The organism is Shimia gijangensis (assembly GCF_900142085.1).
Classification (GTDB): domain Bacteria; phylum Pseudomonadota; class Alphaproteobacteria; order Rhodobacterales; family Rhodobacteraceae; genus Shimia; species Shimia gijangensis.
On sequence record NZ_FQZQ01000002.1, the window covers coordinates 263,057 to 277,866 of the forward strand.

General features: G+C 53.7%; 13 protein-coding genes and 1 pseudogene. 13 read left to right on the forward strand and 1 reads right to left on the reverse strand.

Features of this window, described 5'->3' with window-relative positions:
- The first annotated feature begins 106 nt into the window (after nucleotides 1-106).
- The 8 genes from tviB to BUC32_RS02785 all read left to right on the forward strand — a co-directional run bounded on the left by tviB (nucleotide 107) and on the right by BUC32_RS02785 (nucleotide 5,330).
- A complete protein-coding gene (gene tviB / locus BUC32_RS02760) occupies nucleotides 107-1,402 on the forward strand; it encodes a Vi polysaccharide biosynthesis UDP-N-acetylglucosamine C-6 dehydrogenase TviB (protein WP_281248965.1) in 1,296 nt (431 codons plus the stop codon).
- Nucleotides 1,403-1,553: 151 nt separating this feature from the next.
- Entirely contained in the window at nucleotides 1,554-2,228 is a 675-nt protein-coding gene (locus BUC32_RS20130) for an ABC transporter permease (protein ID WP_083599216.1), read from the forward strand.
- A gap of 30 nt (nucleotides 2,229-2,258) precedes the next feature.
- Nucleotides 2,259-2,681 (forward strand): ABC transporter permease, encoded by a 423-nt coding sequence (locus BUC32_RS20135; RefSeq protein WP_175556879.1) that lies wholly within the window; start codon nucleotides 2,259-2,261, stop codon nucleotides 2,679-2,681.
- Nucleotides 2,678-3,079, forward strand: a complete 402-nt coding sequence (locus tag BUC32_RS20140) for an ABC transporter permease (RefSeq protein ID WP_083599218.1) — start codon at nucleotides 2,678-2,680, stop codon at nucleotides 3,077-3,079. Before BUC32_RS20135 ends, BUC32_RS20140 begins: the two co-directional genes overlap by 4 nt.
- The gene (locus BUC32_RS20145; protein ID WP_139280611.1) at nucleotides 3,046-3,462 is read left to right on the forward strand and encodes an ABC transporter permease; all 417 of its coding nucleotides are present in this window, start codon (nucleotides 3,046-3,048) and stop codon (nucleotides 3,460-3,462) included. Before BUC32_RS20140 ends, BUC32_RS20145 begins: the two co-directional genes overlap by 34 nt.
- A 22-nt stretch (nucleotides 3,463-3,484) precedes the next feature.
- Complete coding sequence (locus BUC32_RS02775) at nucleotides 3,485-4,270, forward strand: enoyl-CoA hydratase/isomerase family protein (RefSeq protein WP_073249145.1); 786 nt, start codon at nucleotides 3,485-3,487, stop codon at nucleotides 4,268-4,270.
- Nucleotides 4,267-4,455: a hypothetical protein gene (locus BUC32_RS02780; protein WP_073249147.1), complete on the forward strand. Its 189-nt coding sequence runs from the start codon at nucleotides 4,267-4,269 to the stop codon at nucleotides 4,453-4,455. The genes BUC32_RS02775 and BUC32_RS02780 overlap by 4 nt, the downstream gene beginning before the upstream one ends.
- On the forward strand, nucleotides 4,452-5,330 hold the full coding sequence (locus BUC32_RS02785; protein ID WP_073249149.1) for a class I adenylate-forming enzyme family protein: 879 nt from the start codon (nucleotides 4,452-4,454) through the stop codon (nucleotides 5,328-5,330). Before BUC32_RS02780 ends, BUC32_RS02785 begins: the two co-directional genes overlap by 4 nt.
- Before the next feature lie 351 nt (nucleotides 5,331-5,681).
- Here the strand turns inward: BUC32_RS02785 and BUC32_RS02790 are convergent.
- A pseudogene (locus tag BUC32_RS02790) lies at nucleotides 5,682-6,841 on the reverse strand (IS30 family transposase).
- A gap of 805 nt (nucleotides 6,842-7,646) precedes the next feature.
- Between BUC32_RS02790 and BUC32_RS02800 the strand changes: the two are divergent.
- The 5 genes from BUC32_RS02800 to BUC32_RS02820 all read left to right on the forward strand — a co-directional run bounded on the left by BUC32_RS02800 (nucleotide 7,647) and on the right by BUC32_RS02820 (nucleotide 14,539).
- Nucleotides 7,647-9,596, forward strand: a complete 1,950-nt coding sequence (locus BUC32_RS02800) for a sulfatase-like hydrolase/transferase (protein WP_175556880.1) — start codon at nucleotides 7,647-7,649, stop codon at nucleotides 9,594-9,596.
- A gap of 143 nt (nucleotides 9,597-9,739) precedes the next feature.
- A complete protein-coding gene (locus BUC32_RS02805; protein ID WP_073249273.1) occupies nucleotides 9,740-10,798 on the forward strand; it encodes a UDP-glucuronic acid decarboxylase family protein in 1,059 nt (352 codons plus the stop codon).
- The gene (gene galE, locus BUC32_RS02810) at nucleotides 10,795-11,790 is read left to right on the forward strand and encodes a UDP-glucose 4-epimerase GalE (protein ID WP_073249155.1); all 996 of its coding nucleotides are present in this window, start codon (nucleotides 10,795-10,797) and stop codon (nucleotides 11,788-11,790) included. Before BUC32_RS02805 ends, galE begins: the two co-directional genes overlap by 4 nt.
- Before the next feature lie 2 nt (nucleotides 11,791-11,792).
- Nucleotides 11,793-13,640 (forward strand): glycosyltransferase, encoded by a 1,848-nt coding sequence (locus BUC32_RS02815; RefSeq protein WP_073249158.1) that lies wholly within the window; start codon nucleotides 11,793-11,795, stop codon nucleotides 13,638-13,640.
- The gene (locus BUC32_RS02820) at nucleotides 13,637-14,539 is read left to right on the forward strand and encodes a glycoside hydrolase family 26 protein (protein ID WP_073249160.1); all 903 of its coding nucleotides are present in this window, start codon (nucleotides 13,637-13,639) and stop codon (nucleotides 14,537-14,539) included. The genes BUC32_RS02815 and BUC32_RS02820 overlap by 4 nt, the downstream gene beginning before the upstream one ends.
- Nucleotides 14,540-14,810: the final 271 nt, after the last annotated feature.

Sequence of the window (14,810 nt, forward strand, 5' to 3'; positions counted from 1 at the left end):
GCTTTGCTCCTTTGCCCGCTCTCAGCGTGCCGCCTTAAAACGAACAATTGCCAAGTGAATTCAGGATTCATCGCTTGGCGCCAAGCATAAAATAGGACGAAGCATAGTGCCAAATTCTGTCTCTCTGCCAAATCTGGCCAACATTAAAGTTGCGGTCATTGGCCTTGGGTATGTCGGGCTTCCTTTGGCTGTGGAGTTCGGGAAAAAATATCCAGTTGTTGGTTTTGATGTCAGCGATAAGCGGATAGCAGCGCTGAAATCCGGGCATGACGATACCAGAGAAATCAGCAGCAATGAGCTTGAGCAAGCCAGCAAGCTGAGCCTCTCGACGGATGTAAATGACCTCAAAACCTGTAATTTCTTTGTGGTCACGGTTCCAACTCCGATCGACCCGAGCAAAAGGCCGGATTTGACCTCGTTGTTTCGTGCATCAGAAGATTTGGCAAAAGTGCTAAAGCCGGGTGATGTCGTGGTTTATGAATCCACCGTCTATCCGGGGGCAACCGAAGAAGACTGCGTGCCGATCCTGGAAACCCATTCAGGGCTGACGTTCAATCGAGATTTTTTTGTAGGATATAGCCCCGAGCGGATTAATCCCGGCGATAAGCAGCATCGATTGCCCAATATCCTCAAAGTCACGTCCGGTTCCACGCCGGAAACGGCTGATTTGGTCGACGAAGTCTATGCCTCGATCATTGAAGCGGGAACCTATCGCGCCGAAAGCATTCGTATAGCCGAGGCAGCAAAAGTCATTGAAAATACTCAGCGCGACATCAATATCGCCCTGATCAACGAGCTGGCGATTATCTTCAATCGTTTGGACATTGATACGGCTGCGGTTTTGCGCGCGGCGGGTACGAAATGGAACTTTCTGCCGTTCTATCCGGGACTCGTTGGGGGGCATTGTATCGGTGTTGATCCTTACTATCTGACGCACAAAGCTGAAGCGAGTGGTTATCATCCCGAGATCATTCTGGCAGGTCGGCGTCTGAACGATAGCATGGGCTCTTATGTCGCCAGCCAAATGATGAAATCCATGCTCCGGGCAGACATTCACGTGAACAAGTCACGCGTACTGGTTATGGGCATAACTTTTAAGGAAAACTGCCCTGATCTTCGTAATACACGGGTTGTAGACGTGATTGCTGAACTACAGGATTACGGTATCGACGTTGACGTATTCGATCCATGGGCCAATGCTGGGGACGCTCGGCGAGAATACGGGATCGATCTTGTACAGAGCCCTGCTGATGGAACGTACGATGGGGTCATCCTGGCGGTGGCTCACAAGGAGTTTGGTGAAATTGGTGCAGAGGGCATCAGAAAATGGTGCAAATCAGAAAGCGTTCTTTACGATCTGAAAACTGCACTTCCTTCCGAGGCTTCAGACGTGCGCCTTTAATTATGGCACAGAAGCACCCTTTGAACTGAAAAAGTGCGGGGCTAATGCCGCGGTAGCCACATGTAGGCGCCAACGGCCTCTTTGAGCCCACTTCGCAAGCTTTCGTTTTTTGCCGAGATTACCTGGTCGTCGTTGACCAGAGCGTTTTGCAATGCTCCGACGATCAACTAAAAACAAATCGTCACCCGACTTCGCGTTTCTTCTCCTGCAAAACCAAGAGCCTTATCCGTTCTTTACCAAGGGCATGTACGACCTGTTGCCTGCGGAACTGGGGGCGACCTTGCCAACCCACCCGGACAACCTCGCGGCGCAATATGTGTCCAACGACCTGTTCTGGGGCGCCAACTATGAAGAGCTGAACGAGTGCTGGCAGGACTGGGTCGCCGAGAAATCTCCCCGACTTGCGCGCGCGGCCCGATCGCCCGCACCCTTTCACCGAAATATGCAAGGAGGCCGCATCATGAGACTGACACTGTTCCCCGCACTATTTTTGGCCGTGGCCTTTTTTCTTATTCCGGTAGGCATCATGTTCTATCAGGGCATGTTTGACCCGGAGTTCACGCTAAAGCAGTTTGACAGGTTCTTTACCCGGGGTGCTTATGTGCGGATCTTTCTGAACCCGGTCAAAATCTCGGTGGTGGTTGGCATGCTGTGCGTGCTGATCGGCTATCCGATTGCCTATTTCATCGTGCGACGCCCGCCACAATGGCGCCCGATCCTGTTGTTCCTCGTGCTGGTGCCAATGTGGATGAGCGTTCTTGTGCGCACCTATGCCTGGATGGTGCTTTTGGGACGCGAGGGCCTGATCAACATGGCGATGATCTAGCTGGGGGTGCTCGATGAGCCTGTGCAGCTGATGTACACGACCGGCGCCGTTTACCTTGCCATGGTGCAGATCCTTTTGCCGGTCGCGGTGATCACCTGTTACGGCACGATGGCGGATATCGACCAAAGCTTGTTGTGTGCGGCGCGGATCATGGGGGCGAAACCCTTTGCGGCCTTCCGTCAGGTATTTTTGCCACTGTCGATGGAGGGCGTCGTCACGGGGTTTCTGATCGTGTTTATCCTGTCGATGGGCTTTTTCATTGTGCCCGCGCTGGTGGGTGGTCCCAAGGATACGATGGTCGCCAACATCATTGCCGTACAGGTCGCCAAGGCCAACTGGGGCTTTGCCGCATCGGTCGCCTTTCTGCTCTTGATCTTTACCACCTGCGCCATGGCGCTGATCCGGGTGCTGAGCCGAAAACTGATTTATTCCGCGCGCGAGGACATACAATGAAACTGAGCAATGACACATTGATGACGGTGTTCTTCTGCCTCGCCATTCTATTCCTGTTCTTTCCGGTTCTGGTGGTGATCCCGATGTCGTTTTCAGGGGGCGAAACCCTTACTTTCCCACCAGAGAGCTGGTCGACGCACTGGTACCGCGAATACTTTTCCGATGACGTCTGGCGTGCCTCAACCATGCGCAGCCTGCGCATTGCTCTGGCCGCGTCCATTCTGGCAACCTGTGCCGGTACCCTGGCGTCTGTCGGACTGGACCGTACCCGCAAACCCATGTCGGGTCTTTTGACGGGCTTGTTTCTGGCACCGGCCATTATTCCCAACGTCATCATCGCGCTGGGCGTGTTCATCATGGCGGTGTGGATCGGAGCCACCAGCAACGAATTCTGCTGATCCTTGTGCATGCCATGCTGGGGCTGCCCTTTGTGGTGATGATCGTCGGCGCGGCATTGCGCCAACAGGATCCCACACTGGAGCGCGCCGCACGTGTCATGGGGGCAGGGCCGGTCCGTGCCTTTACCACGGCCACATTGCCACCTTTGACGCCTGCCATTGTGTCCTCGCTGATCTTTTCGTTCTTTATCTCGTTCGACGAACTGATCTTTGCGTTGTTCGTGATGAGCGGCAAAGAAACCCTGCCGGTGCGGATCTGGTCCGACCTCCAGCACTTTATCAATCCAACCATTGCGGTTGTGTCGTCGATCTTCATCATCGCCACGACGCTCGCCATGATCACCGCCGAAATCCTGCGTCGTCGCAGCGCCACCCAGCCCTGACCCTGCATTTGAAAGGTGTCCCATGCCCATTCGTTATGAAACATCCGATGGCATCGCCAAGATCACAATCGACAAGCCGCCGCTGAATGTCTTTACGCCGGTGATGCACAAGGAACTGTACGAAGCCCTGCGAGAGTTCACGGCTGACGCTGAGGTACGTTGTGGAATCCTGACCGGGGCGGGCAGCCGCGCATTCAGTGCCGGAGATGACATAAAAACCCCGCGACCAGAACGCACCCGTCTGGAAGTGATCGAGCGCCACCTGGCACCAAGCCACGCTTATGACAGCCAAGAATACCCCGGCTGGGAACACGAATTTCTGACCATGGCGCGCTACAAACCGATTGTTGCGGCGGTCCAAGGCTACTGTTTTGGCCAGGGCTTTATCTATCTCAACCATCTGAGTGATTTTCGCTATGCCAGCACCGACGCGGTCTTTGGCATGCCCGAGATTGCCTATGGTATGGGCGGGGCAGGTGGTGCCTTGTCATTGGGCAAAATGATCCCGCATACGGCGGCGATGGAGTTGTTGTTGCTGGGCGACAAGATCGATGCTGCCACGGCCGAACGGATGTTCCTGATCAATGCAGTGGTTGAACTGGAAAAGCTTATGGAAAACGCCGAGGCTGCGGCCAATAAAATTGCCTCACACCCGCCATTGGGCATTCGGGTGGAAATGGAAAGCTACCAGCGTGGGCTGGATCTTAACCGCGCTGACAGCATGGCCATGGCGGGCCACATGTATCGCATGGCGCGTGCGGTTCAGACCACGACGCCACCGCTTGCCAAAAAGGATGCCGCCGAATGAGCAATCACCCCGGTCAGGTCGAAGTGGATGCCCTTGGCGCCGAATTGCAGACCATCGCGTTCCCCCAAAGCCTTGGGGCGTTCTGTGCGACGCAGGCCAAGGTTTACGGTGACGCCATTGCCATCGATTACTTTCAGGATGGTGTTCAGCTGAGCTATGCGGCCCTGCACCATCGGTCCAAATGAGCCTGACCAAATTCCTCGGCTGGATACATGAACATGATGCGCATTATTGCGTGATGCCGGAACCGATCCTGAAAAAGATCCCGGCGTCGCCGGACGACGCCGGAATTCCGTTGAAGAATGTGCATGCCTTTGGTTGGCGTCCCTCTGCCCGCGCCGAGGCCGAGGCACGGTTCAATCTTGTGGCAAGGGATGGCTTTGGCATGACCGAAGTCGGCCCCGCGATCATCTGCCCGAAGGAAGCGGGCGACAAGCTTGCGGTCAACACCTGCGGCGTGGTTGCCCCGTTGCGCGAAACCCGCGTGGTTGATGAGCACGGCGCAGAATGCCCGCCCGGCACAGCTGGCGAGCTGCAAATCCGCGGACGTGGCATTATGCTGGGCTACTACAAACGCCCCGACGCAAATGCCGAGGCGTTTGACGGCGACTGGTTCCGCACCGGTGACTTGTTCACCAAGGACGGCGACGGTTTCCATCGCATTGTTGGCCGCCTGAAAGAGATGATCAAACGGGCAGGTGAAAACATCTCGGCCTCCGAGGTTGGGGTCGCCATGCGCGAAGCCCCGATGATTGCCGAAGCGGCGGCCGTCGCCGTTCCAGACGAATTGCGTCGTGAAGAGGTTTTGGTTCTCGTCAAGCTGGTTGAGGGAAAAACCGACAAGGATATGTCCCCCGAAGACATCAAGGCCCACGCGACAAGCCTGGCTGCGTTCAAGCGACCGCGCTATGTGGCCTATGTTCAGGAGTTTCCGCGCACCGCAACGAACAAGATCGCCAAGTCACGGGTAACGTTGAAGGATCTCGACAGCGATATTGTTGACTTATTCAGCGGTTTGCCGGTCAAAAAGAACGTCGCCTCAGCACTGCTACCAGCTTGAGAATACTTCTCATGATATCCTGCGCCTGGATCAGGTCTTCGAAAAACATCGTTACCTCGAACAGAACAATTTTGAATTTCAGTGCTCTGCGAGGGTTTGGATAAATGGTGCTCTCGTAGGCCTTTTGTCCGTTTGGGCAAGTTCCTATTGTCTTGGGTCAATCGCAGCGAGAGATCTATTTCCACCCACATCTGCCAATTTACACTGCGGTGTTAGTCACGCTGGGCCGTGACCTGCCGCGACCTGTTTTAACTGGCCCCCCCGATTTCTGTACAAGGGAAATTCCGACGACACGTCGGATACCGGTCATTCGCGACGGGATGCACCAAGGTCTGCTTTGCGGGTGCGGTTTCAACGGGTCGCTGCAAAACAGGCCTCGAATTTCTCTGCTGGGTTTGGTATTGCAAGGTCTTTCGAGGCCTCTCGTTGAGCTGGCGAGCGACTGCGCTCAGCTCTGCTTGGCTAAAGCCCGATATATCAGTGCCTTTCGGGAAGTATTGACGAAGAAGCCGGTTGGTATTTTCGTTACTCCCTCTTTGCCAAGGTGATTGAGGATCGCAGAAGTAGACGTCGATCTTTGTGGCCATTGTGAACTTGCGGTGCCCCGCCATCTCAGATCCACGGTCCCAGGTCAGCGACCGATACAGATCCTTCGGTAGCTTGCGCGCTTGCTTGATGAGGGCTGTAATGACGCTTTGGGTGTCCTTGTTCTCCACTTTTGCCAGCATCACAAAGCGGGTGTTGCGCTCGACCAGTGTGGCGATGAAACTGTTGCTTGAACCTGCGATCAAATCACCTTCCCAGTGCCCTAGTACGGCGCGACCTTCTACCTCTACGGGCTGCTCATGGATCGAAACAGCATCGCTGAACTTCCCCAGACCGCTCTGCATCAACGTGGCATGACGTGATCGCCTGATGGACTGTGCGGCACGTAAATGTGCCTGAAATTCCTTCTTTGGGGCGCCCCGCGTCTGAATAAACAGACCCCGGTAGATCGTCTCATGCGGGATACGTTTGTCTTCCTCATCAGGATTTTCGCGTATGAGCCAACCTGTGATTTGTTGCGGGGACCACTTACGATGCAGCTCGGTCGATATCATGCGGCAAAGATAGCCGTTGCCGACCAGCTTACAGGGCTTTGGGCGGTGCGCTCGATCCTAGGCCTACGCTTCGGGCTTGGCTGCTCGGTAATGTTTGGTGCCGCCATTGCGGCGAACTTCACGACTGATAGTTGAGGGGTTCCGGTGAAGGTTGCGCGCAATGGACCTCAGAGGCTGCTTGGCTACAAGGCCCCGCGATATCTCTTTGCGCTCAACGAGTGTCAACGCCATTCGAGACCGAGTCCGGGCTATTGGTCTGATGCCACCAGTGCGCTCAAGTAATGGATAGATGGGCGGAGAGCCGCGATCAAACACGCGTCCGATCGAGCCCATCGACTCTCCGCGTTGCCACCGATCCCAGATCTCCATCTTCTGCTTCTCTGAGAAAATTGTCCGCTTCCGATAGGCCATGACTTACACTCTATCTTTCCAAAAAGATTATAGTGTTGCGTCGACCCGTTCAAACCGCCGCCCGCGCCGAATATTTGCAAACCATGCGCTTGCGGCTCGGTTCCGGCCAAAAGCAGACCTAAATTTCAGGCACCTTTTTCACTTTAGATCTTTCTTCACGGGCACGAAATATGACCTATGGCAACTATCGGTCTTTCGCCTCTTTGCGTTGCCTCATGGCAGCGGCGACCCCGTTGGGTTATCCTAGCGCATAGTAAGGTTTGGCAGCTTGTCTTAACTCTGTTCAGGGCTGATTACTCTGGAACTATCTTGAACAGAGAGTTGCATACAAATACAGGTGAACCTGAGAGCGAAGGACAAAATGACCCGTGAGATAAAACTGATAAAAGGGAATCCAATTTCCTTTTTGTTGTGGATTGGGGCGATTTTGGCAATATTTTTGCTGGCTCTAAGGCTGTACGTCGTGTCTCCGTACATTCTGGACGCGGGATACTCCTTGAGCTTGCCAATTGCGTTATACAGTTTCGCAGAGGACGCTTTACTTGTTCTGGCGGCAGTGTTCGTGTTCGTCACTCTGTCGCGAAGTTTGCCTAAGAAGTTCTCAGGTGTTTTGGTGGGCTTATTTGCAAGTTTTTCCATGATCACGGCCGGGTGGGGTCTGGTAAACCTTGTCGCGCTGAAAATGCTCAACGCCCCACTAACCGTTGCGTGGGTTCGATATTCAGACATCGGAAATACAGATGTCATCTTGGATTCTCTGCGGCATTTGTTGCCACTTTCTAGCGTCTTGGCCGGGGTTGCAGTCTTGGTTAGTCTTTTACTTCTTACACGGTTTGCCGCCCGAAATGAACGTAACTCATATATTCCAAAGGCCATTCTTTCGGCCGTTGCCATCGCTATGCTGGGTGGCTTTGTGGTCGGGCATCAACCCAGCCCTGTACCTTCGGGAAAACAGCGCAATCCTCTTGTGGCTTTCACGCAATCTGTGTTTTCTGAAAATGAGTCAGCATCTCTGGAACGTTTAGCAAGCAAGGTTGAACCTGACCTTCACAAAGAATGGCCCTTTGGAAAAGTTGCCGGGCTAGAGCGTCCCGAAGGCCCCAGTACTAAGATACGAAACGTCATCGTGTTTGCTTATGAGTCGACCCCGGCCAAGCAAAGTCAGGGCTTTGGCGGGGTCATGCCGGTGACCCCAAATCTTCTGGCAAGCCTGTCGAATGGTCTGGCTTTTGACCGGGCCTACGCCCATGTTCCTGCGTCAAATTACTTTCTGGTATCCGCGATTGCCTCTGCGATCCCAGAGCTGTCGTCGGTCTCCACGACGTACACCCACCCGGATTTTGATTTTAATGCCCTGCCGAAGGTCTTGAACGCTGCCGGGTTCCGGACCGGGTTTTTCAACTCTTCCGACAACAGGTTCCAGAATACCGATACATTTGTCAGGGCCGCAGGGTTTGAAACCGTCAAGGACTATCGTGATTGGGTTTGTGAAGCAGGCGTGTACGAGTTCACGTCGGTGTCGGAAAAATTCCTCAATACATCTTCTGACCTGTGCACTGTCGAAAAAATCACAGACTGGATCGACCAGGATCGCGATCAGCCCTTCTTTGTGACATTTCGCACTGGCATGACCCACTATCCCTATTTCCCAGGGGAAAACCCCATAGATTTTGGTGTCGAAGACGAAAACTACGGCAACTACCTGAATGCGCTGCGCGTCGGAGATCAGGCATTCGGGGAGCTGCTGACGTATCTGGGCGAGGCTGGTTTGATGGACGAGACTTTGATTGTTGTGATGGGTGATCACGGCGAAGCCTTTGGTGAGCATGGAACATATGTTCATGCGGCTGGGATATATGAAGAAAATGTGCACATCCCCCTTGCTTTGATCAATCCCCAGCTTTTTGACGGAGCGCGCTCGAACCTGATTGTGGGATTGGTGGATGTCGCGCCGACGATTACGGATTTGATGGGGCTGGAAACCCCTGAAACCTGGCAGGGGAACTCGTTTTTTGCGCCGTCACGCCCGAATGGCGTGATGCTTTTCGCCCCTTGGAACGGGTTTTTGATTGGCTATCGCGAAGGGGATGAAAAGGTCATCTACAATGCCAACTCCGATGAACTCGAAGTGTACAACCTGAGGGAAAATCCAGGAGAACTGGTAAGTCTCGCCCCGCAATCCCCCAACATCAAAGCTTCAAAAATGGAAACACTTGCGGAGATGGTTGCAACACATCGATCCTACATTGACGCCTTGCTGGGCGGAGAGAAACAGACCATGGTTTCCAGGCCGACCTTGGAGACCATGACCATTGCGGCCTCGGGAACCTATCTGCAGGAAAGACCAAAGGTTTGGGTTAAGCTGGATGGTGTTGATGTCGGTGGTTTCACCGTGACTTCCGCGATCTCAAATGAGTTTCGCGAGGTGCCAAGCGAAGAAATTCACGCCGCTCTGGAAAAATTTGTACTGCCGCTGGAGCAAGAGCTGAATTGTCCAAAGCGCTTAGAAATTTATTTCCTGAACGACAATTGGGGAGGAGAAGGCAAAACTGGCGACACGGATCTTTGGGTGCGCTCGGTGACCATAGGTGGATCTGTTTATCACTCGACCAGATTCCGCGAACTAAAGGCACGCGTGGGTCACAATGCAGGTGAGTACTATCGATTTTCCAGATCGGGTGGTGCCTATGTAGACCTCTACCTGGATCAACACTGCCTTGCGGAGGCTCTCGAAACAGAGAACCCAAATCCGTAATCAGGAACCTCGACATGGTTTCCTTAACGAAAAGTTAATATATTCCGCTTTTTTGATTTGAATCGTTTCTTCCTCAATTTCATGCCGTTAGAATAGATGCGCAATAAAGAGGGCTGTTGCTTGGTCTGGAAAAGGATGGAGATATGTTCACGAACTCCGTACGATTTGATCCCGGTTTTGATTCAGTTTTGCAAGGTGGTGTAGACACGTCAGGTGTCGCGGTGGTTGCCGGTGGCGCGGGTTTTATCGGCTCAAACCTGATCTGGCGTTTGTTGGGGGATGGTTACCAGATTGTTTGCTTAGACAATCTGGAAACCGGGCGACATGAGAACATCTCGGAATTGCTGACAAACCCTGATTTCAAGTTCTTCCTGCACGATATCATCAAGCCATTTCACGTTACTGGCCGAGTGGATCGTATATACAATCTGGCCTGTCCGGCATCCCCACCAAAATACCAAAAGGATCCTGTGCATACGTTTCTGACATCGGTCGTCGGGGCGTTGAACATTTTGCAACTGGCTGATGCGAAAGAGGCAAGGGTTCTGCAGTCGTCGACATCAGAAGTTTATGGCGACCCGGATGTAACGCCACAAAGCGAAGTCTATCGGGGACTGGTGAGTACGGTGGGACCGCGTGCGTGTTACGATGAGGGCAAGAGAGCGGCGGAAACCTTGTTTCACGACATGCATGAAACAAAGGGGGTCGACGTTCGAATTTCCAGAATTTTCAACACTTATGGTCCCCGTATGGATCCCGAGGATGGTCGGGTTGTTTCGAACTTTGTCATGCAGGCGCTGCGTGGCGAGGCGCTGACGATCTATGGAACAGGCGGGCAAACGCGATCATTCTGTTACATTGACGATATGGTGAACGCTTTGATTGCTCACATGGAAGCCGAGGATATCGACTTTGATCCCATCAATCTTGGTAACCCGGACGAGTTCACAATCATCGAATTGGCACAGCTGGTCCGAGACTTCATCCCTGAGGCCCAAGGGGTTGTTTTTCATGGCCTTCCCAAAGATGATCCTAAACAGAGGTGCCCGGATATTACCCGCGCAAAAACGCTCCTTCATTGGGAGCCAAACGTCAGTCTTCGAGACGGGCTTGAGCCGACGATCAAGTATTTCAGAAACGAACTCGCCCAGTCGCAATCTTTCGGAGGCGGTCAAGTTTCGACGACCGGCACAGGAGGATGAACCTTCCTGAAAGGGTGCTTGTCACGGGCGGTGCCGGCTATATCGGATCGCACTGTTGCAAAGCTCTGGCAGACGTTGGTGTGCAACCTGTGGTGTTTGACAACCTTTCTCGCGGCCACGCCGACGCGGTGCGCTGGGGGCCGTTGGTGGTGGGCGATCTCAGGGATCGAAAACTGCTGTCCCAGACGCTTGAGCAGGAAAAGATCGAAGCCGTCATTCACTTTGCCGCTCTGGCGTACGTCGGGGAGAGTGTCGAGAAGCCACAGCTTTACTACGACAACAATGTTGGCGGGATGCTTTCTCTGCTGGGGGTAATGGCAGATATCAAGGTGGAGACCGTCGTGTTTTCATCGTCCTGTGCCACATATGGTGTGCCCAAGGTCCTCCCGATCAGGGAAAGCACCGAACAAGTCCCGATCAACCCTTATGGGCGGACCAAGCTGATCTGCGAATGGATGCTCGAGGACGCCGCCCGGTCTGGTGATCTCAATTACGCGGCTCTGCGATACTTTAATGCTGCGGGGGCTGATCCCGACGGGGAACTGGCAGAAAGGCACAATCCGGAAACGCATCTGGTGCCTTTGGCGATCATGGCAGCACTTGGCACCAGCGGGCCGTTGCAGATTTTGGGCACAGACTATCCTACATCCGATGGAACCTGCATTCGGGATTACATCCATGTGAGTGACCTGGCTCGGGCGCATGTGCTGGCTCTTGAAAAGGTGCATCGCACGGAACACCCTCTTGAGGTCAACCTTGGTACTGGCAAAGGAACGTCGGTTTGGGAAATCGTGAACGCGGTAGAACGGGTCACGGGCCACGACGTGCCGCTCATCAAGGCCCCCCGGCGCGCAGGAGACCCGCCTGAGCTTGTCGCTTGCCCAGATCTTGCACAGGCCCTCCTTGGTTTCAAAGCCCAGTATAGCGACATTGACGAAATCGTCCGTGATGCGGCGCCTTGGTTTGCTAGGGCTCGAGCAGGGGATATCTGAGAATGCGCCCAACCGGTCAGCGGCATCCGGCCACCAAAGCACGACCGTTGCTGAAGCCGCTGTTCACCGGTACGCGGGCGCTGAAATACAATCTTCTTGCTGGTATCTGGTTTGCTTTTTCAGTCTGGTTTTGGGTTTGGTGGCTAGATCCGTCCCACGTCATTGGTTTGGGCCGATATCTATTGATTACAGCCGGGTTGATCTGGGCATGGAGCATGCAGCTTTTTTTCGTGCAGGTGTTTCTGAACGCCCATGTTTCAGCGGCGCCTGATCCTGTTCCGGGACAATTTCGCGTTGCCATGATCGTCACCAAGGCCCCGTCTGAGCCCTTTGATGTGGCCCGTAGAACACTAGAGGCGATGCTGGCCCAGACCTATCCACATGACACGTGGCTTGCAGATGAGGATCCGACGCCAGAGGTTATCACGTGGTGCCGAGATCATGGCGTTCTCTTGTCTTCTCGCAAAGGGGTGGAAGAGTACCATCGCCAGACCTGGCCGCGGCGCACCCGCTGCAAAGAGGGTAACCTTGCCTATTTTTATGACAACTGGGGCTACAAAGACTATGACATCGTCGCGCAGCTGGACGTAGATCATGTTCCACAGCCCGGGTATCTGGTTGAAATATTGCGACCCTTTGCAGATCCGGAAGTTGGGTATGTCTCGGCCCCGTCAATATGTGCTTCAAATGCAAAAGAGCACTGGACCGCGCGCACGCGTCTATTCTCTGAGGCCGGGTTTCACGGAGTCTTTCAGGCGGGGTATTCCAAGCTTTTGACCCCGATGTGTATTGGATCGCATTATGCGGTGCGAACCCAAGCCTTGAAACAAGCTGGCGGTCTTGGCCCCGAGTTGGCCGAAGACCATTCAACGACGATGCTGATTTCGGCGGCGGGCTGGCGCGGGGTTCACGCGATTGATGCGATTGCCGTGGGCGATGGCCCCGCCAGCCTACCGGACCTTGTCACGCAAGAATTCCAGTGGTCGCGCAGCCTGATGACTCTGCTTTTGCGATATACGCCAAGTTACTTTGGCCGCCTGCCTTTCCGGCTCAAGCTACTGTTCGGGTTTTGCCAGATTTGGTATGCCCTGTTTTCTCTGGCAATGGCCGTGATGTATCTGGCCCCAATCATTGCTGTTGTCTATGACGTGCGCTTTGCCGATGTGACCTATCCGGAATTCATTGTGCATATTTTCCCGATTGGGTTTGTACCGCTGCTTTTCGTGATTGTTATGAAGCGGGATCACCTTTTGCGACCGGTTGATGCAAAGATTATCGCGTGGGAAAAAATCCTGTTTGTGGCGCTGCAATGGCCGTGGGTTCTTTGGGGGGTCACAATGGCGATCCGCGACAGAATTACCGGAAACTTTGTTGATTTTCGCATTACCCCCAAGGGGGATACCGCCAGCAACGATCTGCCCAATCGCGTGGTCCTGCTTTATGCGGTTCTGGCGTTGGGCGCAATTGTCCCGGTTATCACTCAGGACAACCTGACAGAAGCGCGTGGATTTTACCTTTTGGCGCTGATGAATGCGATTGCCTATGTGGCCATTCTGGCTGTGGCTGTGATCCATCACCTGCGTCATCGCCGTGCAAAGCGGGTGAAACCCAGTGGAAAAATGGTGTTTCAGGTCTGCTCATTGACCCTGATCATGGCACTATTTGTGAGCGCTATTACCATAAGGGCGGAGGTTGGCCTCCATGCTTTGGCCTACGGGCTACAACCCCTGCAGATCACGAAAGTTGAGTACATCGTTGCAGGCGCGGGGCAAGGCGAGCCAGGGGATTTTCGCGTAATATTTGACCTTGGCTGGATTGGTTTTGACAATTCCGAAAGGAGGAATCCATGAAGACGAGTTCAAACGTGGTAAAACTACTAACTCTGAGCGTAGCAATCGGTGCTTTGACCGGTCTCAACGCCACCGCACACGCGGAAACGCCACAAGGTGGCATTCCGTTTGGTGTTTACGATCCGGACGGGGATTTCGTTTCCAGTTCCGAAGTTGCAATTGAACATTTGTTCTTGCCTTGGGAAGATGTGTATTTGCCATCGCTGAATGATGCGGACACTTATGCTCTGGAACGCAACCGGGCGCTGCTTGTAACACTTGAACCCTGGACATGGTCCAGAAGCGAGAGAAACTCGGCCAAATACCTGAAAGAAGGAATTTTTTCCGGCGGGTATGATGCCAACATGCACGCTGTCTGCGAAATTCTCGGGACGCTTCAAAGTCCGGTGACTTTGCGCTTTATGCATGAGATGGATGACCGGACTGGGCAATTCATTTGGGCAGGCTGGGACTCTGATGAATTTGTACGCGCCTACCGCCGTATGGTTGGCCTTTGCAAAGAGGACGCACCGAACATCACTGTGATGTGGTCGCCGCTGGGCAACGAAGACATGGGCAAATACTATCCCGGTGACGAGTTCGCTGATCTGGTTGGTCTGACGGTTTTCGGCCTCCAGGCTTGGGATCAGGCTAAGTACGGGCATGACCGGACGTTTGATGAAATTTTTGCGCCACGCTACGAACGCGCCGAGAAATTCAACCGACCGGTGGCCGTTGCTGAGCTGGGTTATGTTGGGGACGCGCGGTATGTTGATACCTGGGTGAACAGCGTTCGCGTCGAGAAGGCAGAGTATCCGTCTTTGGTTGGGGTTGTGTACTTCAACTTCCCAGAGGTTTACCCATGGCCCGAAGGCTTCGGTATGCCGGATTGGCGGATCAAGAACCAAATTTTAGATTGATCAGCGAAAAAGCGCGCATTTTCTGATGCGTTCGGCAGGTGAGCTTTACCAAAGCGCGCCTGCCTTTTTTTGTTAAGTGCACGTAGTGCCATGCTTTTGTTAGGAACGTTGGTCCATTTTGGGACGCCGCCACAATTTCGACTTGCTTTGGGCCAAGAATCGCTAGCCTTGACTGCTACCTTTGTTTTTACCATTTATGGACCAAAACAAGCGTAAGAGATCCATTTCTTACAAAAGTTTAATGGGTCCGGTTGAGAGAAAAGGCAGTTTT